Genomic DNA, 24818 nt, shown 5'->3' on the forward strand with positions numbered 1-24818 from the left:
CGCCGATGTTCTACGAAATCCGGACCTATCGGCTGAAGAACGGGACGATCCCGCAATATCTGAAGGTCGTCGAGGAGGAGGGGATCGCCATCCAGAAAGCCCATCTCGGCAATCTGGTCGGTTATTTCTTTTCCGAGATCGGGACCATCAACGAGATCGTTCATATCTGGGCCTTTACGAGCCTCGACGATCGCGAGGCGCGGCGGCAGAGACTGGCTGCCGATCCGCAATGGCAGGCCTTCCTGCCCAGGATTCGCGACCTGATCGACGTGGCCGAGAACAAGATTATGAAGCCGGCGAGCTTCTCTCCTCAAGGGGTAAGCCTGCCCGCCGCATAAGGCATGCCTGTAAGACATCAAAAAATAAGGACAAGGGAACATGAAAGCAAGAATTGCACTCGCGGCCTTTGCCGCAATAATGGCAGTGTCCGGGGCGGCCAAGGCCGACACGCTCGTCTTCACGAGCTGGGGAGGAACGACACAGGACGCGCAGAAGGCCGCCTGGGTGAACCCGTTCACCGACAAAACCGGTGTTGCCGTTGCGCAGGATGGTCCGACCGACTACGGCAAGCTGAAAGCCATGGTCGAGGCAGGTCAGGTGACCTGGGACGTTGTCGACGTTGAGGGTGACTATGCCGCGCAGGCGGGCAAGACCGGGCTGCTGGAGAAGCTCGATTTCTCCGTCATCGACAAGTCCAAGCTCGATCCGCGTTTCGTGACGGACTATTCGGTCGGCAGCTTCTATTATTCCTTCGTGATCGGTTGCAATGCGGATGCGGTCAGCGCCTGCCCGAAAAGCTGGGCGGATCTGTTCGACACGGCAAAATTTCCCGGCAAGCGCACCTTCTATAAATGGTCCGCGCCGGGCGTGATCGAGGCGGCTTTGCTGGCCGACGGCGTCCCTGCCGACAAGCTTTATCCGCTCGATCTCGAGCGGGCATTCAAGAAGCTGGATACGATCAAGTCGGACATCGTCTGGTGGTCGAGCGGTGCGCAGTCGCAGCAGCTTCTCGCATCCGCCGAAGCCCCGTTCGGCAGCATCTGGAACGGCCGCATGACCGCGCTTGCCGCCAGCGGCGTCAAGACGGACACGTCCTGGAACCAGAACATCACCGCCGCCGATTCCCTCGTCGTGCCCAAGGGCGCGCCGAACCTGGAAGCGGCGATGAAGTTCATCGCTCTGGCAGCATCAGCCCAGCCACAAGCCGATCTGGCGAAGGCGACCGGCTATGCGCCCATCAACATCGAGTCGGCAAAGCTGATGGATCCGGCAACGGCCAAGACCCTGCCGGACCAGCAGACCGCCAGCCAGGTCAATGCCGACATGTCATATTGGGCCGAGAACCGTGATGCCATCGGCAAGCGGTGGTATGCCTGGCAGGCCCAATAGGCTGAAGAATACCGAAAGGAGCGCCGCGGGCATCTTGCCCGCGGAGCAGGAGAGCGGGTCTGGCGCCTGCATGGGAGCCGGCCGTTCATCTGCGCCCAAGGCGGGAAAGGCCCAAGGCGGGAAAGGAATGCCATGTCGACATATACTGACGTCGCCAGCGAGACTGCGCCCACGTCGAGGGCGGCTAGACCCAATGGCTTCGGCGGGGTCATGCCGGCGCTGATCTTCGTTGCTATTTTCTTCGTGGTTCCCGTCATCGCCCTTCTGCTGCGCAGCGTGATGGAGCCAACTCCGGGCTTCGGCAATTATGCCGAACTGCTGGGCTCGACGACCTATCTCAAGATATTCGCCAATACCTTCATCGTCTCCGGCCTCGTCACTGTGATTTCGCTGCTGATCGGCTTTCCCGTCGCCTGGACGCTGGCGATCATGCCGACGAAACTGGCCTCGCTGATTTTCGCGGTCCTGCTTCTGTCGATGTGGACCAATCTGCTCGCCCGGACCTATGCCTGGATGGTGCTGCTTCAGCGCACCGGGCTGATCAACAAGATGCTGATGGCAACCGGGCTGATCGACAAGCCGCTGGCGCTGGTCAACAACCTGACCGGTGTGACGATCGGCATGACCTACATCATGCTGCCCTTCATCATCCTGCCGCTCTTTGGCGTCATCCGCAAGATCGATCCGGCCATCCTGCAGGCCGCTGCCCTTTGCGGCGCAAGCCGCTGGCAATGCCTGACCCGTGTTCTCCTGCCGTTGGCCGCGCCAGGCATGGTGGCGGGCGCGCTGATGGTCTTCGTCATGTCGCTTGGCTATTACGTCACCCCGTCTCTTCTCGGCGGCACGGCGAATATGATGCTGGCGGAACTGATCGCCCAGTTCGTGCAGTCCCTCGTCAATTGGGGTATGGGAGGGGCCGCGGCCCTTGTTCTCCTCGTCGTCACGCTTTCGCTCTATGCGGTGCAGTTGCGGCTGTTCGGTACCCAGAATACGGGAGGGCGCTAACATGTTGCTCAATTTCGACCGTCTCGGCTGGTGGAAATATGCACTTCTGGCGATAACCCTCCTGACGGCGGCCTTTCTGCTGCTGCCCATTCTCTTCATTGCAGCGCTTTCCTTCGGATCGTCGCAATGGCTGATCTTTCCGCCGCCCGGCTGGACGTTGAAATGGTATGGCGAGCTCTTTTCCGATCCCCAGTGGCTGGCATCGGCCTGGACAAGCTTCAAGATCGCCTCGATCGTCACGGTTCTCTCGGTACTGCTCGGGCTCGTGACCTCCTTCGGGCTGGTGCGTGGCACCTTCCTGTTTCGCAATACGCTAAAAGCGCTTTTCCTGACGCCGATGATCCTGCCCGTCGTTGTTCTCGCGGTGGCGCTTTACGCCTTTTTCCTGAGAATTGGGCTCGGCGGAACCCTGGTGGGGTTCGTTATCTCGCATCTGGTTCTGGCGCTGCCCTTTTCCATCCTTTCTATTTCCAATGCGCTCGAAGGCTTCGATAAATCCATCGAGGATGCGGCGGTGTTGTGCGGTGCTTCACCGCTTGAGGCGAAGATCAGGGTAACACTACCGGCGATCAGCCATGGGCTGTTTTCGGCCGCGGTCTTCTCGTTCCTGACCTCCTGGGACGAGGTGGTGGTGGCGATCTTCATGGCGAGCCCGACGCTGCAGACGCTGCCGGTGAAAGTCTGGGCCACTCTGCGGCAGGATCTGACGCCGGTCGTGGCTGCGGCTTCGTCCCTTCTCATCCTTTTGACGATCACGTTGATGGCGCTTGTCGCAGTCGCACGCAAGGTACTGAAATCATGAGTGAACCCTTCCTGAAGATCAAAGGCATCCGCAAGGAATACGGTCCTGTCGTCGCCGTGCACGATGTCAATCTCGAGGTTCGGCGCGGCGAGTTCCTGACCTTTCTCGGGCCATCCGGCTCGGGCAAGAGCACGACGCTATATATATTGGCGGGCTTCGAAAACCCGACCAAGGGTGACATCACCCTCGACGGGCAGACGCTGCTGTCGACCCCGTCGCACAAGCGCAACATCGGCATGGTCTTTCAGCGCTACACCCTGTTTCCGCATCTGACTGTCGGCGAGAACATTGCCTTTCCCCTGAAGGTGAGGCGCAAGTCCAAGGCTGAAGTCGATGCCAAGGTGAAGGAGATGCTCCGGCTCGTCAGGCTCGAAGGCTTCGAGGATCGCAAGCCTTCGCAGATGTCGGGCGGCCAGCAGCAGCGCGTCGCGCTCGCCAGGGCACTGTCCTACGATCCGCCGGTGCTTCTGATGGACGAGCCGCTGTCGGCGCTCGACAAGAAGCTGCGCGAGGAAATCCAGCACGAGATACGGCGCATCCACCAGCAGACCGAGGTGACGATCCTCTATGTGACGCATGACCAGGAAGAGGCGCTGCGGCTTTCCGATCGCATCGCCGTTTTCTCCAAGGGCATCATCGACCAGATCGGCACCGGGCCGGAGCTCTATGCCAATCCGCGCACCCGTTTCGTTGCCGAGTTTATCGGTGACAGCGATTTCATTTCCTGCGATCTCCTGTCGTCCGACAATGGTCAGGCGACGATCTCGCTCGGCGGTAAGACGGTCTTTGAGCGGATCCCCGTCCATGGCAAGGCACCCGCCGCCGGCAAGGCGGCCCTGATGCTGCGGCCGGAACGCATCCGGCTGGGGCGTGGGAACGACACGAGCGATGGGTTTAGCGCAACGGTCAGCGATATCACCTTCCTTGGCAACAATGTCCATGTGGCAACGCAAACGGCGGCTGGTGAAGCCTTGTCGGTGCGATTGCCGTTCGGCCATGAAGCAATCTCGGGCCTGAGCCGGGGTGACCGTGTGCATCTCGAATTTGATCCCGACGCCGCACATGTGTTCTGCTGACGGTCGCGATTGAGGCGTGGCGGCGGCTATCCTTTCGCGGGAGATGAGGTGATGGTGTCACGCCATCCATCTTGCTATTCTGCGCCTGTGTCCAATGAGTTCCATATCGGCCAATGCCCACAATGCCGGCAAGGGCGCCTCTTCCTGTTTCGGAATGTCGAGACGGGGGATATCTATGGCCACTGTGAAGAATGTGAGCAGGGATACCTTTCACCAGATGATCTTGTGGCGGAGCAAGGAGGGTTTCTGACCTTGCTTGATGATGCGGACGCCGAATGGGCGACGCAAGAAGAGGTCGCCCGCAGCGTTTGGGCAAATTATAAACTCTGGGTTATCGAAAAGCAGGCCACATAACCCGGACGGCCATCGCTCCATTGCCATCGGTGTGGACGTAGATTCCGGTATCGCCAGGAAGACGCTACGTGTCGTTTTCGTATATTACCATACGCTGCGACGTGTCTTCGACGAGTAAATTCTTCCGCCGAAACTGACTTTAAAGCGTTCGATCGATCTCTAGCGGCCCCAACATTAGGACGTCTTTGCCTTTCAAAAGACCATTAAATCTATAGGGTATTGGAATAATTTGAGGAGAGAGACCGACATGACATTGTCCAACACCACAAACGAAGCGCTCAAATTCGCCTATTGGGTGCCGAATGTTTCGGGCGGCCTGGTGATCTCGAACATCGAGCAGCGCACGAGCTGGACGATCGAGTATAACAGAAAACTCGCGCAGATCGCGGAAGCCAGCGGTTTCGAATATGCCCTGAGCCAGATCCGCTTCACCGCCGGCTACGGCGCGGAATTCCAGCATGAATCCGTTGCCTTTAGCCATGCATTGCTTGAATCGACGACCACACTCAAAGTTATCGCGGCGCTCCTTCCCGGACCGTGGAACCCGGCCCTTGCGGCAAAGCAGATCGCGACCATCAATCACCTGACCAATGGGCGTGTTGCCGTCAACATCGTCAGCGGCTGGTTCCGCGGCGAGTTCGCGGCAATCGGCGAGCACTGGCTCGATCATGATGAGCGCTATCGCCGGTCGGAAGAATTCATCCGGGCGCTGCGCGGTATCTGGACCGAAGAGAGCTTCACCTTCCGTGGCGACTTCTATCGCTTCAACGAATATTCGCTGAAGCCGAAGCCGATCGACCCGCAGCCGGAAATCTTCCAGGGCGGCTCTTCACGGGCGGCCCGCGACATGGCGGCGCGCGTGTCCGACTGGTATTTCACCAACGGCAATACACCGGCCGAGATCCGCAAGCAGGTCGATGACCTCAAGTCGAAGGCGCGCGAGAACGGCCATTCCGTTCGCGTCGGCGTCAATGCCTTTGCGATCGTCCGCGAGACGGAGGAGGAAGCCAAGGCCGTTCTTGCCGAGATCATCGAGAAAGCCAATCCGGAAGCGGTGAAGGCCTTCGGGCATGAGGTGAAGAATGCCGGCAAGTCATCGCCGGAAGGCGAAGGCAATTGGGCAAAATCCTCCTTCGAGGATCTCGTTCAGTACAATGATGGTTTCCGTTCGAACCTCATCGGCACGCCGCAACAGGTCGCGGAGCGGGTCGTCGAGCTGAAGCGGGCGGGAGCAGACCTGATCCTGCTCGGCTTCCTGCACTTTCAGGAAGAGGTCGAATATTTCGGCAAGCATGTGATCCCGCTGGTTCGCGAACTCGAAGAGGCCGCTAGCGCGCAGGCCGTCGCGGCCGAATAAGGCCGGTTAGACCCTCATATCTCGCAAGAGACCGATCACTAGAGCGTGGACCGGAAGCGGTCCACGCAACGGGGAAAGTGCGCGCCGCATTCGCGCCGACCCGGACGCTGTATGGAGGACAGCAAATGCCCGCCGCAAGTTATTCCTTCGACGCACTGGCAACCGGTGCGTTACTACAGGATGCCATAGAACAGGTTGGCCGCAGCTCTTCATCGCCCGTGGACGAAAAGAGCGTGCCGGATGCGTCCGAGGATGTGAATGGTCTCGCATTGCACGGGATCAGCCTGTCGTTTGGTGGTGTTGCGGCTCTCGTTGACGTTGATCTCTCGGTCAAACCCGGTGAAATCCGCGCGATCATCGGGCCAAATGGGGCCGGCAAGAGCTCGCTGATCAACGTTATCAGCGGTGTCTATCGTTCGGACCGTGGTCATGTGCGTATCGGCTCCACCTCGTATCGGCATGTGCCGACCGAAAGACTGGCATCCCTCGGCGTGAGCCGAACCTTCCAGAACCTGGCCTTGTTCAAAGGCTTGAGCGTCATCGACAATGTTGTCGCCGGTCTGGCGCATCGGGTGCGCTCGACCTTTGCCGAACAGGTTCTGGGTCTTCCCCGCGCGCGACGGGAAGAGGCGGATACGCGTGAGCGTGCAGTTCGCATCCTTGAATTCCTCCATCTCAACCATGTCGGCAACCGCTTGGCGGGGACGCTGCCCTATGGCCTGCAAAAACGCGTCGAGCTTGCCCGCGCCCTGGTGGCCGAGCCGAAGATCTTGCTTCTGGACGAGCCCATGGCGGGCATGACGGCGACGGAAAAGAACGACATGGCGGATTTTATCCGGGCCGCCCGCGATCAATACGAAACGACGGTGATCCTCATCGAGCACGATATCGGCGTGGTCATGCAGCTATCCGACCGGATCGCCGTGCTGGATTACGGTCGCAAGATTGCCGACGGGACGCCGGACGAGATCCGTACCGACCAGAGCGTCATCGATGCCTATCTCGGCGTTGCGCCGGAAAATGAAGACGGGGAGGGCATCTGATGGCGGATTTCGACTGGTCGTTTTTCATCGAGGTGCTGGTTGGCGGCTTGCTGTCGGGCGTCATGTATTCGCTTGTCGCGATCGGCTTCGTGCTGATCTACAAGACTTCGGGCGTACTCAATTTCGCTCAAGGGTCGATGCTGCTGTTTGCGGCGCTGACCTTCGTCAGCCTTGTCGAACGAGGCGTACCCTTCGCATTGGCCTTCGCCCTCACCTTCGCGGTCATGGTGCTGATCGGCATTGCCATCGAACGCACAGTACTGCGCCCGCTGACCAACAAGCCGCCGATCACCCTGTTCATGGCAACACTCGGGCTTTCCTACATCATCGAGGGCGCTGCCCAATTGATCTGGGGCACGCAGGTCCACGGGCTTGACCTCGGGATCGAGGATCTTCCTCTCGATTTTGGCGGTGTGCTTGTCAGCCAGTTCGACATCTTTGCCGCCGCCGTTGCTGCGGGAATGGTGGCGCTGCTATCGATCTTCTTCCGCTACACGCGGGTCGGTCTGGCATTCAGGGCCGTGGCGGATGATCAGTTCGCAGCCCTTGCCGTAGGGCTGAAATTGCCCTGGATCTGGGCGACGGTCTGGGCCGCCGCCGGTGTGGTGGCGCTCGTTGCGGGTCTGCTGTGGGGCGCGCGGCTCGGCGTGCAGTTCTCGCTGTCGCTGGTGGTGCTGAAGGCGCTACCCGTCCTCGTGCTCGGCGGCTTCGATTCCATTTTGGGCGCAATCGTCGGCGGCCTGCTGATCGGGGCGACCGAGAAGCTCGCGGAAGTCTATATCGGCGAATATTTCGGCGGCGGCATCGAAAGCTGGTTTGCCTATGTTGTGGCGCTCGCCTTTCTGCTCATCCGCCCCTCCGGTCTTTTCGGGCAAAAGCTCGTGGAAAGGGTCTGATCATGGCCGTCGTCACCGCCGATCTTCACTCCACGCAGCCATCCTATCGCTGGTTGGCTCCGGCAGCCCTGTTAGCTGTTGCCTATCTCGTCGTCCCGTTCATCGGCTCGACCTATCTCTACGAGGCGATCCTCGTGCCGTTCCTGGCGCTCAGCCTGGCGGGCGTCGGCTTGAACCTGCTCACCGGCTATGCCGGTCAGGTCTCGCTCGGAAGTGCCGCCTTCATGGCCGTCGGCGCTTTCGCCGCTTATAATTTCAATCTGCGCGTCGATGGCCTGCCGCTGATCGTTAGCATTCTGTTGGCTGGTCTCTGCGCTGCGGCGGTCGGCATCGTCTTCGGCCTGCCAAGCCTCCGGTTGAGAGGCTTCTATCTCGCCGTCTCGACGCTCGCCGCGCAGTTCTTCGTGCAATGGGCGCTGACCAAGTTCAGCTGGTTTTCCAACGACTCGGCCTCCGGTGTCATCGACGCGCCACCGCTGACGCTGGTGGGCGTGGAGTTCACCGGTCCGGTCGGTCGCTATCTCTTTTCGCTCACGGTCGTTGTCGTGTTGACCTTCTTTGCCCACCGGCTGGCGACCTCGCAGACCGGCCGCAACTTCATTGCGGTCAGAGACAATGAGACGGCGGCGCGGATCATCGGCGTACCCGTGCTGAAGACCAAGCTGCTGGCCTTTGCCATTTCCTCCTTCATCATTGCTGTCGCGGGCGTTCTCTGGGCCTTCGCCTATCTGAGGACCGTGGAGCCGGCCGGTTTCAATCTCGACCGGTCTTTCCAGATCCTTTTCATCATCATCATCGGCGGGCTCGCCTCGACGCGGGGCGCCTTTTTCGGGGCAGCGCTGATTGTCGTCTTCCCGCTTGTCCTGTCGCGCCTCGGTTCATTCCTGCTTGGCGACCTGTTCGATTCCGGTGTGCTCGATATGAGCCAGCGCATCGTGCTCGGCGCCCTGATCATCCTGTTTCTGATCCTCGAACCGGACGGGCTTTCCTCGCTCTGGGGCAAGATCCGAAGGCGGCTCGGCTCGGCTGTCGCCGGGCGAACCTGAACAAGGCGGAGCGCAAGCTCCGAAGACCAGCAATCGCATCATTCATTCAAACCAGATCCGGTCTTGGCGCCGGACAACACCCGGAGTGTATCCAGATATGACCATGCTTACGAAACTGAAAGCCGCAGTCATTGCGGCCGGTCTGGCCGTCTCGGCCGCCATACCGGCGGCACATGCGGACGAACAATATTTCCCGCTGCAGAGCTACCGCGTCGGACCCTATGCGGCTGGCGGCACCGGCTTCTTCGGCGGCTTCATCGACTATCTCAACCTCATCAACACGCGTGACGGCGGCGTCAACGGCGTCAAGCTCACCTGGTCGGAAGCGGAAACCCAGTATGAGGTCGAGCGTGGCGTCGAGGCCTATGAACGCTTGAAGAGCAACCCGAACATCGCCGCCTGGAACCCGCTTTCCGTCGGCATCGCCTATGCGATGATCGACCGCATCACCCAGGACAAGGTGCCGCTGATCACCATCAACCACGGCCGCACGGACTCCACCGACGGCCGCGTCTTCCCCTATGTCTTTCCGCTGCTCCTCAATCCTTATAGCGAGACCTCGGGCATCGTGAACTACATCGCCTCGAAGCTCGGCGGCGTCGATAAGCTGAAGGGCAAGAAGATCGTCGTGCTCTATCACGGTTCGCCTTACGGCAAGGAAACCATTCCGATCTACGAACTGCTGTCGCAAAAATACGGCTTCGACCTGCAGCAGATTGAAGTGCCGCATCCCGGCAACGAGCAGCAGGCGCAATGGCTGACGATCCGCCGCGCCAAGCCGGATTACGTGGTGCTGCGCGGCTGGGGTGTCATGAACCCGGTCGCCCTGAAGACGGCGGCCAAGACCGGATTCCCCGTCGACCATATCATCGGCAACGTCTGGTCGAACTCCGAGGAAGACGCGATCCCGGCGGGCGATGCGGCCAAGGGATACACCGCCATCACCACACAGGCGTCCGGCACGGAATATCCGATCGTCCAGGAAATCGTGAAGACGCTCTATGACAACGGCAAGGGTAATCTCGAGGACAAGAAGCGCATCGGCTCGGTCTACCACAATCTCGGTATCGTCAACGGCATCCTGAACGTCGAGGCGATCCGTATTGCTCAGGAGAAATTCGGACATCGCACGCTGACCGGCGACGAGGTTCGTTGGGGCTTCGAGCATCTGCAGCTTGATCCTGCTCGCGTCGAGGCGCTGGGCGCCAAGGGCCTCTTTCACTCGATCAACGTCACCTGGGACAATCACGAGGGCAATGGCTACGTGACCTTCCAGCAGTGGGACGGCAAGAAATGGAACGTCGTCTCCGATTGGATCGCGCCGGATTGGGCATTGCTGCGTCCGATCATCGAAAAGTCCTCCGAGGCCTATGCCAAGGAAAAGGGCATCAAGTTGCGCACCTCTGAAGACGCGCAGGCCGTGACGAACTGAGTCCGGTGACCGGGCCTCGGCAGGTGGTGGGTTCTCTCGCTCCCTGTCCCGGCCCGGCTACCTCTCCCGCAAAACCACACTGAGATCGGGTGGACCATGGCTGGAAAAGACGTCCTTTTGAGCGTTGATGGTATCAAGGCGACCTATAATGGAGCGATCACCGCGCTCCACGGCGTCAGCTTCACGCTGCATCGCGGCGAGATCCTTGCCCTGCTCGGCGCCAACGGTGCCGGCAAGACGACGACGCTGAAAGCCATTTCGAACCTGCTTCCAGCCGAACGTGGCGAAATCACCGCCGGCAGCATCCTTTACGAAGGCCGGGATGTCACGACGGCAACACCTGCCCAGCTCGTGCGTGCCGGCCTGGTGCAAGTGCTGGAAGGCCGGCATTGCTTTCGCAATCTGACCATCGAGGAAAACCTCGTTTCCGGCGGCCTCGGCCGCAGCGGTTCGCGTGCGGAGATCGCCTTCGATCTGGAGAAAGTCTACGCGCTTTTCCCTCGGCTGAAGGAGAAGCGCCGCGCTCTGGCTGGCCTCACCTCCGGCGGCGAACAGCAAATGACGGCGATCGGCCGCGCGCTGATGTCACGCCCGGCCCTGCTGGTCCTCGACGAGCCTTCCATGGGGCTCGCGCCGATCGTCGTGCAGGACATTTTCAAGACGCTGCGGCGGTTAAACGTTGAAACCGGCCTTTCCATTCTGGTCGCGGAACAGAATTCTGCGATCGCGCTACGCTATGCCGACCGGGCGACCGTCCTTGAAAACGGCGTCGCCGTGCTTTCCGGAGAGGCAGCCGAACTGCGCCAGCGCGATGATGTCAAGGCGTTCTATCTGGGCCAGAAATCCGCTCCGGTACCTGCCGTCGCGACAGTAAGTCCTCCACTAGCCTGACCGACCATCTTCAACGAGGAGAAATCAGCATGACGCTTTCACAGGTTAATACAGAAAACGCCGTCCAAGCCGTGCCGGCCATACCCCGCCCGACCGCGCCCGCCCATGTCATCAAGGATGATGCCGAAGCGATCGCGGTCGCCAGGGGGCTCGCCACCGAGTTCGTCAAGGAGTCGGCCAAGCGCGACCGCGAGCGGATCTGGCCGGTTGCCGAGCTGGATGCCTTCTCTCAAAGCGGCCTCTGGTCCATCAATGTGCCGAAGGCGTTCGGTGGCCCGGAGGTCTCCTACGCAACACTCGCCAAGGTGATCGAGATCATATCGGCGGCGGATTCCTCGATCGGCCAGATCGCCCAGAACCATCTGGGCGTGGTCGCTGCGATACGGACCGTGTCGGATCCCGAGCAGCAGAAGCTTCTTTTCGCCGAGGTTCTGAAGGGCACGCGCTTCGGCAATGCCTTCTCGGAGTTCGGCTCAAAGCGGGCGGTGGATTTCGAGACCCGCTTCACCGATGCCGGCGATCATGTCGTCGTCAACGGGCGCAAGTTCTATTCCTCCGGCGCACTGCTTGCCCATCTCGTGCCGATCGTGGCGCTCGATGACGAGGGGCGGGCCTGGTATGCGATTGCGCAGCGCGATGCGCCGGGCCTCACCGTCATCGACGACTGGTCCTCCTTCGGTCAGCGCACGACGCTCTCCGGTACGGTTCTGCTCGACAACGTCAAGGTGCCGAAGACGCATCTCGTGCCGGGATACAAGGGATACGAGGTGCCGACGGCCGATGGCGCGATCTTCCAGATCATTCAGGTCGCGGTCGATACCGGCATCGCGCAGGCAGCTATCGACGAGACTGTCGACTTCGTGCGCACCAAGAGCCGCGCCTGGGTGGATAGCGGCGTCGAGAACGCCTGGGACGACCCCTATACGATCCAGGCCGTTGGTGACCTGACGCTGCGCCTGCATGCCGCACAAGCTCTTCTGGAAAAAGCAGGCTATGCGATCGACCGGGCAGTGCTGAACCCGACGGCCGATACCGTCGCCGAAGCGCAGATCGCGACGGCGGAAGCCAAGGTGCTCTCGACCGAAATCGCAATCGCGGCCACCAACAAGCTGTTCGAGCTGGCGGGCACCCGCTCGACGCTTGCCGAACACAATCTCGACCGCCATTGGCGCAACGCACGTACCCACACGCTGCACGATCCGGTGCGGTGGAAATATTCGATCCTCGGAAAATTCTTCCTGAATGGTGAGAAACCGCCGCTCCACGCCTGGAGCTGATGCGGGACGGCCACTCCGTCTCGTCGTGAGGCGGAGTGGCCGGGATCATCGCTATGCTCGCAGCCGGATCGCCCGGTTGCGATTTTTGCTTGTCGTCAGGGCAGGGTGACGATTTCGACCCAGTTCGCGCCGGCACTGACCGGATAGCGGTCGATCGGTGTGAGCGCGCCGTTGACCTGATCGATGACATAGACGGCGATCTTGTCGGATTTTTCGCCGGTCGCGACCAGGAAGCGGCCCGACGGATCGATGCGGATGCCGCGCGGCTGCTTTTCGGTCGGATAATTGGTGACATAGCGTAGGTTTCCGCTGCCATCCGCGACATGGAAGAGGGCGATCTTGCTGGTGGTTCGCTCGGTCGTGTAGAGGAACTTGCCGTTCGGGGTGATGCCGATATCGGCGGCCCAGACTTTCGGCTTGCCATCATCGACAGGTGCGGCCGCCGGCGTCGTGGCATTGAATGCCGGCGGGGCCGGCGGGGCAATGCCCGGAGACAATCCCGCATCGTCGGGAACCGAGGCGACGCTTTCGACTTCGCTCAGCGTCCCCTTGGCGGGGTCGAGCGCATAGTGGATGACATGGCCGGTCAGTTCGGTGAGGACATAGACCATTTTTCCGTCCGGCGAGAAAATGATGTGGCGCGGCCCGAAGCCCGGCTTGGTGGCGACCTGCGCGGGATTGTTCGGCTCCAGCATGCCGGTCTCGGGATTGAGCACGAACTGAAGCACGACATCGGAGCCGAGATTGGTCGCGAAGACATATTTGCCGGAGGGGTCGCTGACGATCGAGTGAGCGTTGCGTCCGGTCAGGATCATCTGGCGGGCGCCGTCCGTCACGCGGCCATCCGTGCCGATCGGCAGTACGGCGATCTTGTTTCCGCCATAGGCCGAGGTGAAGAGCAGACGTCCGGATGGATCGGTCGACACATAGGGCATGCTGTCGGGCAGGGCTGCGACCGCTTCTTGCGTCAGCTTGCCGGTCGCAGGATCGATCGCCAGCGTCAACACCCGGTAGGGCTGCGAGCGAACGACCGCGTAGAGATGCTTTTTATCGGGGCTGACCGTCATCGGCATGACCATCTTGCCCGCATCGACCGTTTCGATCGGGGTAAGGGTGCCGGCTTTTTCGTCCATGCTGTAGCCGTCGATCTTTCCGTCGGTCGCGGCAGAAACGTAGACGAATGTCCGGGCAAGTGCGCTGTCGGTCGCCGTCAGTATCGCTGAAGCGGCAATGACCGAGGCAAAAATTCCAGATGATAACCTAACCACGAGTGTTCCTCCTCCTACCAAAGGGTGATCGCCGGCTTCGCCGACGATCATTTCCTACGCGACTATGATTTACGCGGCCTTGGCTGTCTCGATGATCTTTGCGAGTGCAGCCAGTTCCTCAGGCGTCAGGTCGGTCAATGGCGGGCGCACGGGGCCGGGATCCTGTCCGAGCACGCGCAGGCCAGCCTTGATGATCGAGACCGCATAGCCCTTCTTCCGATTGCGCAGGGCCACGAACGGGAAGAAGAAGCCCTTGAGGATTTCATTGACGGTTGCTTGGTCTCCAGTCCGCAGTGCGCCATAGAAGCGCTGGGCAAGCGCGGGCACGAAGTTGAAGACGGCGGAGGAGTAGGTCGTGACGCCGGCGGCGAAATAGGCTTGGGCGTAGACCTCATGCGTCGGCATGCCGCCGACATAGACCAGACGATCCTGGAGCTTGGTGGTGATCTCGATCACCTTGTCGACATCGCCAACGCCGTCCTTGAAGCCGATGAGGTTCGGGCATGCGTCGGCGAGCCGCGCGATGCTGTCGGCGTTCAAGACGGCATTGTCGCGATTGTAGACGATGACGCCGATGCCGACGGACTGGCAGACCGCCTTGACGTGGGCGATCAGGCCTTCCTGTTCTGCAAACATCAGGTAAGGCGGCAGGAGGAGCAGGCCGTCAGCGCCTGCTTTCTCGGCTGCCTTGGCGATCTCGACGGCGATCGAGGTACCATATCCGGTTCCCGAAATGATCGGCGTATTGCCGGCGACCGCTTTTGCAGCGTGGACGACCTGCGGGACTTCGGCGGGACTAAGGGAGAAGAACTCCCCGGTGCCGCCGGCGGCGAACAGGGCGGCGGCATCATAGCCGGACAGCCATTCGACATGGCGGCGATATTTGGCCTCGTCGAATTTCAGGTCGTTGTCAAAATGGGTGACAGGGAAGGACAGCAGACCGCTGCCGACAGCCTTTTTCAGTTCAAGCGGGTTCATCTTGGAATCCTGTTATCGATTGGTATGGCAATGGTTCTCAGGCGTTTTGAAGCGACTGAACGAGGGCGGCGATGTAGCCGTAGCAGTAGGCGAAGGCGACGCCGGTCGGGTCGCGGCCGCTGATCGTCGGTACGTGATCGGGCATCAGCATGTATTGATAGCCGACCTCCTTGTAGATCCGGGTGGAGCGGACCATGTCCATGTCGCCCTCGTCCGGGAAGGTCTCCATGAAGGACAGCTTGCCGCCACGGATATTGCGGAAGTGGACGTTGAAGATCTTGCCGCGCGTTCCGAACCAGCGGATGATGTCGTCGATCTCTTCGCGCGGATTGTCGAGCATCTCGCCGATCGAGCCTTGGCAGAAGTTCAGGCCGTGATAGGGGCTTTCGCGCATCAGCACGAATTTCTTCAGGCCTTCCACCGTGCCGAGGACACGCGTCACGCCGCGGTAACCCGGCGGCGTATAAGGGTCATGCGGATGGCAGGCGAGGCGGACGCGATTGCTTTCTGCGACGGGAACGACGCGCTCAAGGAAATAGTCGATCCGCTCCCAGTTCTCGTCTTCCGATAGGACACCGGCAAGGCCGGGCGCTGCCTGATGATCGGCCTTGTCCCAGCGAAAGCTGGCATTGTGCGAGCCGCCGCGTCCCAGTTCCTCCGGTGTGCGGGGGATACCGATTAGGTTGAGATTGTATTTCGCAGCAGGGATGCCGGCGGTGGCAACATCCTCGATCAGCTTGCAGACAGCGTCGATCTGCCGGTCGCGATTAGGACCTGCCAGAAGGATGTCGGGATAGGAGGCCTGCTCGATCGGGTTGGAAGGCAGGGGTAGCTGGATCATATCCAGGATGAGCCCATAGCTTTCGACCTTGTCGCGGAGACGTTCCAGATCGGAGAGCGTCCAGCTCTCGGGCTTTCCGGGCGGGTCAGCACAAATGTGCTTCAGCCCCAATTGCGCGAAAATGCGGTAGTCATCATCGTCCCGCGCGCCGACCTGTGTTCCTACATACACCGAGCGTCTCTCCCATGAGATTGATAGATGTCATATGACATAATATGAATTTCATGGGGTGTCGAGAGCTATTGCTGTTCGGCAAGCATCCGATAGCGTCTTTGGCTCGCGAGCATATGCGCCCGCATTGCCTGTCGCGCGCGTTCCGGATCCTGTTCGGCGATCGCCGCCAGGATCTCGCCGTGCTCGGCGTGGACCTTGGCGAGATAGGCGGGATCATTGGCCTCCGGCAGGTTTGGGAACTGCCTGCGCGGAATGGTTCGCGCGCCGAAATGCCTGAGAACGTCGACGTAGAACCGGTTGTTCGTGGCCGCTGCGATTGCCATATGGAATTCGTAATCCGCCTCCACGGTCGGCTGGCCCAATTCGATCAGAGTGGCCATTTTCCGGTTGGCGGTGCGAATCGCTGCCTCCTGCTCGGCGGTGCGGCGATAGGCGGCGATTGCGGCCGCTTCGCCTTCGGCGGCCATGCGAAACTCCAGCAATTCCAGGGTTTCCGGGATGCTCTTGATTTCGACCGGGGTCAGCGATAATCCGGGGCGTTCAGCGAGATCTGCGACAAACACGCCCTTGCCCTGGATCGGCTTGACGAGGCCGGCGGCGCGAAGATCGGCGATCGCCTCGCGCACGACTGTGCGGCTGACGCCGAATGTCGCCTCGAGCTGCGGCTCGGTCGGCAGTTGATCGCCCGTGCGAAGCTTGCCGGTCTCGATCTGATCGCGCAGCTGATCGATGACCTGTTGTGCCAGCCTTTGCCGGCCCCGGCTGAGTATCGTCATTCTTGTTCCCCCGGTTCATTTGCATCAGGCCGTCCGTGCGGTCTTGCAAACCCTGTCGATCTTCGTTAAATCATCATACGACATACGGACGACATCATACGTATTCTATACTAATCGAGGGAGGAGGTATAATGAAGCACTTTTCGAAGGCTATGTTTATTGGCGCTGCAATCGGCATGCTGACGCTGACGGCGCCGCAGCTTCAGGCTGCCACGCCTAAAGATCAATTGGTGATCGGAACGTCGCTCGCGCAGGTGCTTTCCCTCGATCCGCAGCAGGCGACCGAGCCCAAGGCGCTCGAAATCCTCGCCAACCTCTACGATCGCCTTGTCGCGACGACGGCGGACGGCAAGATCGTGCCGCAGCTGGCGGAAGGCTGGACGGATGACGGCAAGTCGCTGACCCTTAAATTGCGCGATGCCTCCTTCGTATCCGGCAATCCGGTCACCGCCAACGATGTCGTCTTCTCGCTCACCCGGCTGCTGAAGCTCAATCAGTCCGGCTCCTCCTACTTCAAGCGTATCGGCTATTCCACCGAGACGATCGCCGATCAAATCCATGTGGTCGACCCAAAGACGGTGCGCATCGATCTGACGGACAAGGTGACGACCGAAGGGCTCCTCTATCGGCTGGCGCTGGGCGTTTCGAGCATCGTCGATAGCGTCGAGGTGCAGAAGCATATTGTAGACGGTGATTCCGGAAACGCCTGGCTGCGCACTCATTCGGCCGGTTCCGGACCATTTACGTTGAACAAGTGGACCCCGAACGAGATCGTCCTCCTGGATGCCAACAAGGCCTATGTCGGCGGAGCGCCGAAGATGCGCCGTGTCATCATCCGCCATGTGCCGGAAAGCCAGGTCGAACGGTTGATGCTGGACCGAGGCGATATCGATATCGGCAATGCGCTCTCGAAATCCGACCTCGAAACCTTCGAGACCAAGAGCAATTTCGTCATCCAGCGCGTGCCGACGGGCGGCTTCTATGTGTTGGCGATGAATGCCGGCAATCAGTATCTCGCCAACCCGAAGGTTCGCGAAGCCATTGCCTATGGCATTGACTACAAGGGCATCGAAAAGACTATCATGGGGCCTTACGGGCGGGCTAGAAACATTCCCGTTCCGGAAAACTTCGAATACGCACTACCGAACCCGGATTGGCACCTCGATGTCGAGAAGGCGAAGCAATTGCTCGCCGAAGCGGGTTTCAAGGACGGCTTTTCGCTGACGCTGAAGACGATCTCGCAGACGCCGCGCATCGATCTGGCGACCGCCATTCAGGCATCGCTCGGCCAGATCGGCATCAAGGTCGAAATCCAGCAGGGCAATGGTTCCGAAATCATTGCCGCCCACCGCTCGCGCAACTTCGACCTGTTGCTGCCGCAGACGAGCGCGCTGATGCCGAACGTTCTCGGCTCCATGGATGATTTTGCCAATAATCCGGACAACAGGCTCGAGGCCAACAATGCCGGTAATTTCGCCTGGCGCTCGGCTTGGGACATCCCGGGGCTCACGGCACTGGCTCAGAAAACCTCCGTTGAGCCCGATGCCAAGAAGCGCGCGGAACTCTATGCGCAGATGCAGCAGATGTTCGTCGACCTGAAGCCGGCTCTGCTGCCGCTCTTCGAGCGGTTCGAGCCGCTCGTTCTCTCCGGCAGGGTCAAAGGCTATCTCGGCCATCCCAACCAGATGACCCGTCTTGAAAATGTGACCAAGGCTGAGGCCGAATAAGCAATCGAAAGCAGCCGAACATGAAGGAACTATCCGTAGCCGAATTCGGCCGCCGCATCGCGCATCTGATCGTCAGCCTGTTCATCCTCCTATGTGTCACCTTCGTGATCGGTCGCGTCCTGCCAGCCGATCCGGTGGGGGCGATTGTCGGCGAACTGGCCGATCCCGCCGCCTATGCGGCGATGCGCCAGCGGCTTGGACTGGATCTTCCCCTTTACGAGCAATTCTTCATCTACCTGAAGGGCTTCGTCCACGGCGATTTTGGCACGGCGATCCTGACGGGAAATCCGGTCTCCGCGGATCTCGCGCAAGCCTTTCCCGCGACATTCGAGCTTGCAACCTTCGCCGTCATTATCTCGACCTTCGTTGGCGTGCCGCTCGGCCTGGTCGCGGCGCTGTTCCGGGACCGGCTGATCGACAAGATCGCTCGTGTCGTCGCCCTCGTCGGTCACTCCATTCCGGTCTTCTGGTTCGGGATCGTCGGGCTTGTCGTTTTCTATGCGGGCTTGAACTGGGTCGGCGGCCCTGGCCGGGTCGACGTTTATTATGAGGGCATCGTGACGCCGCGAACCGGCCTGTTGCTGGTGGACAGCCTCCTGCAGGGCGAGACGGATATTTTCTGGAACGCGCTCAGCCACATCATCCTGCCGGCCTTCATCCTGGCCTATGCGGCGGTCGCCTATATCACCCGCATGACCCGCAGCTTCACCCTGGAGCAGCTCAGCCAGGACTATGTGATTGCGGCCCGCGCCAAGGGCGTCAGCCCGGCTGGGACAATCATCGGCCATGTTCTGCCGAATATCGCTGTGCAGCTGATCACCATTCTCGCGATCTCCTATGGTGGGCTCCTTGAGGGGGCGGTGGTCACGGAAATCGTCTTCTCGTGGCCGGGTATCGGCCAGTACATGACCAATGCGCTGATGATCGGCGACATGAACGCCATCCTTGCCGCGACCATCATTGTTGGATTCTTCTTCATGTTCCTGAATTTCCTAGCGGATATCGCCTATGCGGTCTTCGATCCGCGCACCAGGGAGGCCGCTCGATGAGTGATGCGATCCATGTGGACGTAACTGTCCGTCCGCCAAATTTGATGAGCCGTGTGGCAACGTCGCTGAAAAGCGCCGGAGGCAAGCTGACGCACGAGCCGCTCGGTCTTGTGGGCTTCATCATCCTTGGCCTTTTATGCGTGATCGCGATCTTCGCACCGCTCCTGGCACCCTATGATCCAAACGTGCAGGTGCTCGCCAACGCTTTGCAGCCGCCGAACCTTGCGCATCCGGCCGGCACAGACGAATTCGGCCGCGATATCCTCAGCCGGCTGATCTTCGGCACGCGCATCACCATCCAGACGGTGCTATCGATTTCCGTGATCGTCGGGCCGATCGGCCTTGCGATCGGCGTGGTCGCTGGCTTCTTCGGCGGTCGCATCGACGCGCTCCTGATGCGCGCCACCGATATCGTACTGTCCTTTCCGTCGCTGATCTTGGCGCTGGCCTTTGCCGCGGCGCTTGGTGCTGGCCTCACGACTGCGATCATCGCCATCTCGCTGACGGCTTGGCCGCCGATTGCAAGATTGGCGCGCGCCGAGGCGCTGGTCGTCAGGAACACCGACTATGTCGCCGCCGCTAGACTCTATGGCGCCTCCCGGCTGCGTATCCTGTTCTTCTATATCGCGCCGATGTGCATCCCCTCGGTCATCGTGCGCCTGACGCTCAACATGGCAGGCATCATCCTGACGGCGGCGTCGCTCGGCTTCCTCGGGCTCGGTGCCCAGCCGCCCGCGCCGGAATGGGGTGCGATGATTTCCAACGGGCGCAAATACATGCTCGATTTCTGGTGGGTCGCCGTCATGCCCGGCGTCGCGATCCTTCTGGCAAGCCTCGCCTTCAACATCGTCGGTGACACCCTGCGTGATATTCTGGATCCCCGCCATGCAAGATCGTGATCTCCATCCCGTCCTCTCGGTCAAAGGGCTGAACGTCCGGTTCGGACGCAATTCCCTGGCGGCCGTCTCCAATGTCAGCTTCGATGTCGGGCGCGAACGCGTCGGGATCGTCGGCGAATCCGGTTCCGGCAAATCGACGACGGGCCGCGCAATCATGCGCCTGCTGCCGCCGATCGCGAGCGTTGCGGCCGAGCGCATGGATTTGGACGGCGTCTCCCTGCTTGACAGGACGGAGCGCCAGATGGGCGCCCTGCGCGGCAAGGATATTGCGCTGATCATGCAGGACCCGCGCTATTCCCTCAATCCGGTGCTGACCGTCGGCAAACAGATCGCCGAGGCGGCGCGGCTGCACATGGGATTGCGCGGCAGCAAGGCGAAGGATGCGGCGCGGGCCATGCTCGAACGCGTCCGCATCAGTGATCCGGAGCGCGTCATGGCGCTTTACCCGCATCAGGTCTCGGGCGGCATGGGCCAGCGCGTCATGATCGCGATGATGCTCCTGGCAAAGCCGAAGCTGGTAATCGCCGACGAACCGACGTCCGCGCTCGATGTCAGCGTCCGCAGGGACGTGCTCACCCTGCTCGACGAACTTGTCCGTGAGAACAATTCCGGACTGCTGCTCATCAGCCATGACATCCGCATGGTCGCAGCCTTCTGCGAACGCATCATCGTCATGTATTCCGGCCGGATCGTCGAAACTCTGACACGCCTGGAAGATGCGCAGCATCCCTATACGCGCGGCCTTATGGCGGCACTGCCGGACCCGCACAAGCCGGTGCGGCGCCTCGCGGTGCTCGACAGGGCGAAGCTCGATCTGGAGACCAACCGATGATTAGCGTGCGTGATCTTGACGTCGTCTTTACCTCCGGCAAGACGGAGAACCATGTCGTCCGGCGGGTGAGCTTCGACGTTGGCAAGGGTGAGACCCTCGGCATTGTTGGCGAGTCCGGGTGCGGCAAGTCGACGGTGCTGCGCTGCCTCTCCGGCATGGAAAAAGGCTGGTCCGGTGAAATAAAGCTCGCCGGAAAACCTGTCGGGAAAGTCCGGTCGCGTGATGAGCTACGACATGCCCAGATGGTGTTTCAGGATCCCTACGGCTCGCTGCATCCCCGGCATCGCATTGGTACCGCTCTCTCTGAGCCATTGCGGGCCATGGGGCATGACGATATCTGGACGAAGGTGGACAAGGCATTGCGCCAGGTCGGCCTGCCGCCGGCCTTCGCCAACCGCTATCCGCACGAACTTTCCGGCGGCCAGCGTCAGCGCGTGGCGATCGCTCGCGCGCTGATCCTCTCACCGCCGATTCTGCTGCTCGACGAACCGACTTCGGCGCTTGATGTGTCGATCCAGGCCGAAATCCTCAATCTCCTTGCCGACCAGCGCGACGAGCGCTCCCTGACCTATGTCCTCGTCAGCCACGATCTCGCTGTCATCGCGCATATGTGCGACCGGGTGCTGATCATGAAGGGCGGCACCTTCGTGGACGAGCTGACCAAGGCCGATCTGCGAGCAGGGATAGCGCACGACGCCTATACGCGCGAGCTGTTCGAGGCGAGCTTCCTGTAAGGCGACCTAGGAGGCAGCAGGCATATCGGCCAGCTACTTGTCGGCGCCGTTATAGTACTGGATTTCCAGGGCGCCCAAGTCGAGAGCCGGGACGCAGCGCAGGTTTACAGCCCGCGTGGGTGTGCCGTCGGGGTTGGTGGCCATTGAGAACGGCTGCGTGCCGCAATCAGCACAAAATTGATGATCGATCCGGTGAGTGTTGAATTTGTAGCTGCGTAGTGAATCCGCGCCGTTGTCCAGCGTGAATTTCTCCGTCGGAAAGAAGGCAAGCAACATGCCCTTGCGCCGGCAATATGAGCAATTGCAGCTAAGCGCCTGGCTCGGCAGTTCGGCGTCGACGGTGAACGCCACCTTCCCACAGTGACAACTTCCCTGGAATGCCATTTTCTGTCCTCCCCATTCTCTAATCATCGCGCGGATATTCTATAATCCCATCGCAACATATCTCAACATTATCGAACACAGCATTACAGGTGCGCTTGTTATTCTAGGGGAGCCTCAATCTCTGGAAGACGACTGTGTCACAAAAATCCGATGGCAGGACCTGGCTCCTGCTCAGCCTGCCCGGTATCGACGCAGGCTCCACCTTCAATGCTGCTCTCGAATTCTATCGCTTCGCGGCAACGGCTTTTCGATCGGTACAGATTACGGAAGCATCAGCGTGACATATCAGTATCCAGGTGAGATAATTTCGCGCGCGATAGACCGTGCGATGGGCACTCAAACGAAGGCAATGGCCTCCGAAATGGCAATGTTCGACCAACCCCACATTCTGATTGTCGAAGACGATACCGACATAGCGCATATGCTGGTCGAACTGGTGAAGAGCAATGGTTTCGAGGCGACGTCGGCGGCAAGCGGCGGCGAGATGGATCGCCTGCTGGCGCGCCACAAGTTTGATCTGATCGTTCTGGACGGAATGCTTCCGGGCGAGGACGGCTTCAGCATCTGCCGGCGGCTGCGCTCGTCCCGATCGATTCCGATTCTGATGCTGACCGCGTTGCGGGAAGATATCGACCGCATCCTGGGCCTTGAGCTCGGGGCCGACGATTATGTTACCAAGCCGTTCAACTCCCGTGAACTGATGGCCCGCATCAAGAGCATTCTGCGCCGAGCGTCGTTTTCCCAGCAGCCGGAAGAGGACGTCGCGCCGATGATGTTCGCGGGCTGGCGCATCGATCCGAAAAGTCGGCAGCTCTTCGACGCCGAAGGCGCCGAGGTTTCCATGACGACGGCGGAATTCGACCTGCTTTGGGCGTTTTGCAGCAATCCGAACAAGGTGCTGACGCGCGAGCAGCTTCTGTCCATGACGCATGCCGGATCGGCAGGGCCGGTCGAGCGCAGCATCGACGCCCATATCAGCCGCGTCCGGCAGAAGATCGAGCCCAATCTCAAGGATCCGACCTTCATCAAGACCGTGCGTCTGGGAGGCTATCTGTTTGCCTCCAAGGTGGAGCGCCTGCCGTGAAGGGGCTTCGCACCGCCTCCATACGGATACAGATACTCGTATTGGCGACGCTGCTCATCATCCTCGTTTCTGTCGTGGCGACGCTTTCCGAGCCTTTTATCTATGGTCGGCACGACAAGGGCGTTGCGATCGGCCTGCTGGCGGGACGAATCGAGAGGGTGTTGGACCAGTATCGACAGGCGCACTCGCCTGTCGAGGAAGAGGCCGCTTTAAAATTTGCCGCAACACTCGGGATCTCAGCGGACAAAATGTCGGCAAATCAGATCCCACCGCAAGATCAAGCTGATCCTGCGTCGAATGACATCGTCGAGCGGGTAAGAGCCGTGCTCGAAATCGGTGTTTTCAAGGCAATTGAGAACGTCTTTGCCGATCGGTCGGCGGGGAATATTCTGATCGTCAAAGTCGATGCCGATCGTGCGCTTGTTTTTCACTTGCCTGTCTTCCCCAACTATCTGTGGCTTTTCCCGGCCATGGCGAGCGGGATTTTGAAGATCGTCATTCCACTGGCGCTCATGGCCTATTTCAGTAGCTGGCTCATTACTCGGCCGGTGGTGCGGTTCGCGGCGGCGGCCGAGCGCGCGAGCATGGATGACAGCCTGGAAAAGCCGTTTGTGGCTGACGGCGCCTCGGAAATCAGAAGCCTGGCCGCCTCGCTCAACGTAATGCGAAGCCGAATATTGGAGATGGTCGACAGTCGCACGCGCATGCTCAGTTCCATCAGCCATGATCTGAGAACGCCGCTGACCCGTTTGCGGATGCGCGCCGAGCGCTGCGAGCAGCCGGAGCTTCAACGGCAGATGCTCGCCGATATCGCCACCCTAGGTTCGATGATCGACGAGAGCCTGACGTTCCTCACGGACGCCTCTCATAGCGTGCCTTCCCGGAAGGTGGATATTTCAAGCCTGCTTCAGACGATCGCGACCGACTTTTCGGACACCGGCATCGAGGTGGGCTTCAGGGGCCCACGCCGGCTGACCTGCATTTGCAAGCCGCAAGCCATCACCAGGGCAATTACCAATGTCGTCGAGAACGCCTCCCGCTATGCGACCGAGATTGAGATCGAGTTGCAAAGCGCCAGCAATGGCGGGGTTTTGATCAGGGTGAGCGATAATGGCCCCGGCTTGACGGATGCGCTCAAAGTACGGGCTCTGGAACCCTTCTTCAAAGCGGACAAAGCCCGGACGACGGGCATGGGCGGCGGCTTCGGCCTTGGCCTTCCGACCGCCGAGGGTATCGTCAGAAAAGGGCATGGCGGGACGCTCAAGCTGCTAGACCTCAAGCCCAACGGTCTGATCGTCGAGATCGCTCTGCCGCCAACCCAGCACGAGGCGATGGGGCGTCTTGCGGGTGATCCGAAGAAGATTCCGTCGGCAAGCTGAGCTTCCACTCTTTGCGAGCCGTCGAAGGCTACCGAATGTCCGGATTGGCCGTTGCGGCTCTTTATGCTCTTCATCTGGCGGTGACAGACCCTTTAAGTCCCGCCACCATCTTCGCGAACATTTCC

Annotated in this window: 26 protein-coding genes; 21 read left to right on the forward strand and 5 right to left on the reverse strand. The window is 60.5% G+C overall.

The genetic code is table 11. The features are described 5' to 3' along the window. Positions 1-5 precede the first annotated feature (5 nt). From HB780_RS04445 to HB780_RS04505, 13 genes are all read left to right on the forward strand, one after another. The gene (locus tag HB780_RS04445; protein WP_183688843.1) at positions 6-338 is read left to right on the forward strand and encodes an NIPSNAP family protein; all 333 of its coding nucleotides are present in this window, start codon (positions 6-8) and stop codon (positions 336-338) included. A 40-nt stretch (positions 339-378) separates the two neighbouring features. Next, entirely contained in the window at positions 379-1389 is a 1011-nt protein-coding gene (locus HB780_RS04450; RefSeq protein ID WP_183688844.1) for an ABC transporter substrate-binding protein, read from the forward strand. Positions 1390-1521: 132 nt separating this feature from the next. Next, a complete protein-coding gene (locus HB780_RS04455) occupies positions 1522-2394 on the forward strand; it encodes an ABC transporter permease (RefSeq protein ID WP_183688845.1) in 873 nt (290 codons plus the stop codon). Between the two features lies 1 nt (position 2395). Further along, positions 2396-3196, forward strand: coding sequence for an ABC transporter permease (locus tag HB780_RS04460; protein ID WP_183688846.1), 801 nt, complete (start codon positions 2396-2398; stop codon positions 3194-3196). Then, positions 3193-4272 (forward strand): ABC transporter ATP-binding protein, encoded by a 1080-nt coding sequence (locus HB780_RS04465; protein ID WP_183688847.1) that lies wholly within the window; start codon positions 3193-3195, stop codon positions 4270-4272. Before HB780_RS04460 ends, HB780_RS04465 begins: the two co-directional genes overlap by 4 nt. Positions 4273-4323: 51 nt before the next feature. Next, entirely contained in the window at positions 4324-4626 is a 303-nt protein-coding gene (locus tag HB780_RS04470) for a hypothetical protein (RefSeq protein WP_183688848.1), read from the forward strand. Positions 4627-4873: 247 nt separating this feature from the next. Next, complete coding sequence (sfnG, locus tag HB780_RS04475; protein ID WP_183688849.1) at positions 4874-5983, forward strand: dimethylsulfone monooxygenase SfnG; 1110 nt, start codon at positions 4874-4876, stop codon at positions 5981-5983. 125 nt (positions 5984-6108) lie between these two features. Continuing rightward, positions 6109-7026: an ABC transporter ATP-binding protein gene (locus HB780_RS04480; protein WP_183688850.1), complete on the forward strand. Its 918-nt coding sequence runs from the start codon at positions 6109-6111 to the stop codon at positions 7024-7026. Next, complete coding sequence (locus tag HB780_RS04485; RefSeq protein ID WP_183688851.1) at positions 7026-7922, forward strand: branched-chain amino acid ABC transporter permease; 897 nt, start codon at positions 7026-7028, stop codon at positions 7920-7922. The genes HB780_RS04480 and HB780_RS04485 overlap by 1 nt, the downstream gene beginning before the upstream one ends. A 2-nt stretch (positions 7923-7924) precedes the next feature. Then, positions 7925-8968 (forward strand): branched-chain amino acid ABC transporter permease, encoded by a 1044-nt coding sequence (locus HB780_RS04490; RefSeq protein ID WP_183688852.1) that lies wholly within the window; start codon positions 7925-7927, stop codon positions 8966-8968. 97 nt (positions 8969-9065) lie between these two features. Continuing rightward, positions 9066-10400, forward strand: coding sequence for an ABC transporter substrate-binding protein (locus HB780_RS04495; RefSeq protein WP_183688853.1), 1335 nt, complete (start codon positions 9066-9068; stop codon positions 10398-10400). A gap of 96 nt (positions 10401-10496) precedes the next feature. Next, a complete protein-coding gene (locus HB780_RS04500) occupies positions 10497-11291 on the forward strand; it encodes an ABC transporter ATP-binding protein (protein WP_183688854.1) in 795 nt (264 codons plus the stop codon). A 29-nt stretch (positions 11292-11320) separates the two neighbouring features. After that, the gene (locus HB780_RS04505) at positions 11321-12568 is read left to right on the forward strand and encodes an SfnB family sulfur acquisition oxidoreductase (protein WP_183688855.1); all 1248 of its coding nucleotides are present in this window, start codon (positions 11321-11323) and stop codon (positions 12566-12568) included. A gap of 95 nt (positions 12569-12663) precedes the next feature. Here HB780_RS04505 and HB780_RS04510 read toward each other — a convergent pair whose 3' ends face one another. The 4 genes from HB780_RS04510 to HB780_RS04525 form a co-directional block, all read right to left on the reverse strand. After that, positions 12664-13836, reverse strand: coding sequence for a lactonase family protein (locus tag HB780_RS04510; RefSeq protein WP_183688856.1), 1173 nt, complete (start codon positions 13834-13836; stop codon positions 12664-12666). Between the two features lie 69 nt (positions 13837-13905). Beyond that, a complete protein-coding gene (kdgD, locus tag HB780_RS04515) occupies positions 13906-14814 on the reverse strand; it encodes a 5-dehydro-4-deoxyglucarate dehydratase (protein WP_183688857.1) in 909 nt (302 codons plus the stop codon). A 37-nt stretch (positions 14815-14851) separates the two neighbouring features. Beyond that, positions 14852-15826, reverse strand: coding sequence for a mannonate dehydratase (locus tag HB780_RS04520; protein ID WP_183688858.1), 975 nt, complete (start codon positions 15824-15826; stop codon positions 14852-14854). Positions 15827-15894: 68 nt separating this feature from the next. Continuing rightward, positions 15895-16605: a FadR/GntR family transcriptional regulator gene (locus HB780_RS04525; RefSeq protein WP_183688859.1), complete on the reverse strand. Its 711-nt coding sequence runs from the start codon at positions 16603-16605 to the stop codon at positions 15895-15897. Between the two features lie 131 nt (positions 16606-16736). Here HB780_RS04525 and HB780_RS04530 point away from each other — a divergent pair, with 131 nt between their 5' ends. From HB780_RS04530 to HB780_RS04550, 5 genes are read left to right on the forward strand one after another with little or no spacing between them, the layout of a single operon-like run. Continuing rightward, positions 16737-18332 (forward strand): ABC transporter substrate-binding protein, encoded by a 1596-nt coding sequence (locus tag HB780_RS04530; RefSeq protein ID WP_183688860.1) that lies wholly within the window; start codon positions 16737-16739, stop codon positions 18330-18332. A 20-nt stretch (positions 18333-18352) separates the two neighbouring features. Continuing rightward, positions 18353-19381, forward strand: a complete 1029-nt coding sequence (locus HB780_RS04535; protein WP_183688861.1) for an ABC transporter permease — start codon at positions 18353-18355, stop codon at positions 19379-19381. Further along, positions 19378-20280, forward strand: a complete 903-nt coding sequence (locus tag HB780_RS04540; RefSeq protein WP_183688862.1) for an ABC transporter permease — start codon at positions 19378-19380, stop codon at positions 20278-20280. The genes HB780_RS04535 and HB780_RS04540 overlap by 4 nt, the downstream gene beginning before the upstream one ends. Next, a complete protein-coding gene (locus HB780_RS04545; RefSeq protein WP_183688863.1) occupies positions 20267-21112 on the forward strand; it encodes an ABC transporter ATP-binding protein in 846 nt (281 codons plus the stop codon). The genes HB780_RS04540 and HB780_RS04545 overlap by 14 nt, the downstream gene beginning before the upstream one ends. Then, the gene (locus HB780_RS04550) at positions 21109-21846 is read left to right on the forward strand and encodes an ABC transporter ATP-binding protein (RefSeq protein WP_183688864.1); all 738 of its coding nucleotides are present in this window, start codon (positions 21109-21111) and stop codon (positions 21844-21846) included. The genes HB780_RS04545 and HB780_RS04550 overlap by 4 nt, the downstream gene beginning before the upstream one ends. A 33-nt stretch (positions 21847-21879) precedes the next feature. On the opposite strand, the gene HB780_RS04555 is transcribed toward HB780_RS04550, so the two are convergent. Then, positions 21880-22230: a GFA family protein gene (locus HB780_RS04555; protein ID WP_183688865.1), complete on the reverse strand. Its 351-nt coding sequence runs from the start codon at positions 22228-22230 to the stop codon at positions 21880-21882. Between the two features lie 134 nt (positions 22231-22364). Between HB780_RS04555 and HB780_RS04560 the strand changes: the two genes are divergently transcribed. The 3 genes from HB780_RS04560 (at position 22365) to HB780_RS04570 (ending at position 24693) form a co-directional block, all read left to right on the forward strand. After that, positions 22365-22511: a hypothetical protein gene (locus HB780_RS04560; protein ID WP_183688866.1), complete on the forward strand. Its 147-nt coding sequence runs from the start codon at positions 22365-22367 to the stop codon at positions 22509-22511. 80 nt (positions 22512-22591) lie between these two features. Next, entirely contained in the window at positions 22592-23314 is a 723-nt protein-coding gene (locus HB780_RS04565) for a response regulator (RefSeq protein ID WP_183689607.1), read from the forward strand. Continuing rightward, entirely contained in the window at positions 23311-24693 is a 1383-nt protein-coding gene (locus HB780_RS04570; RefSeq protein ID WP_183688867.1) for an ATP-binding protein, read from the forward strand. The genes HB780_RS04565 and HB780_RS04570 overlap by 4 nt, the downstream gene beginning before the upstream one ends. Positions 24694-24818: the final 125 nt, after the last annotated feature.

The sequence above is a fragment of the Rhizobium lusitanum genome (genome assembly GCF_014189535.1).
GTDB classification, from domain to species: domain Bacteria; phylum Pseudomonadota; class Alphaproteobacteria; order Rhizobiales; family Rhizobiaceae; genus Rhizobium; species Rhizobium lusitanum_C.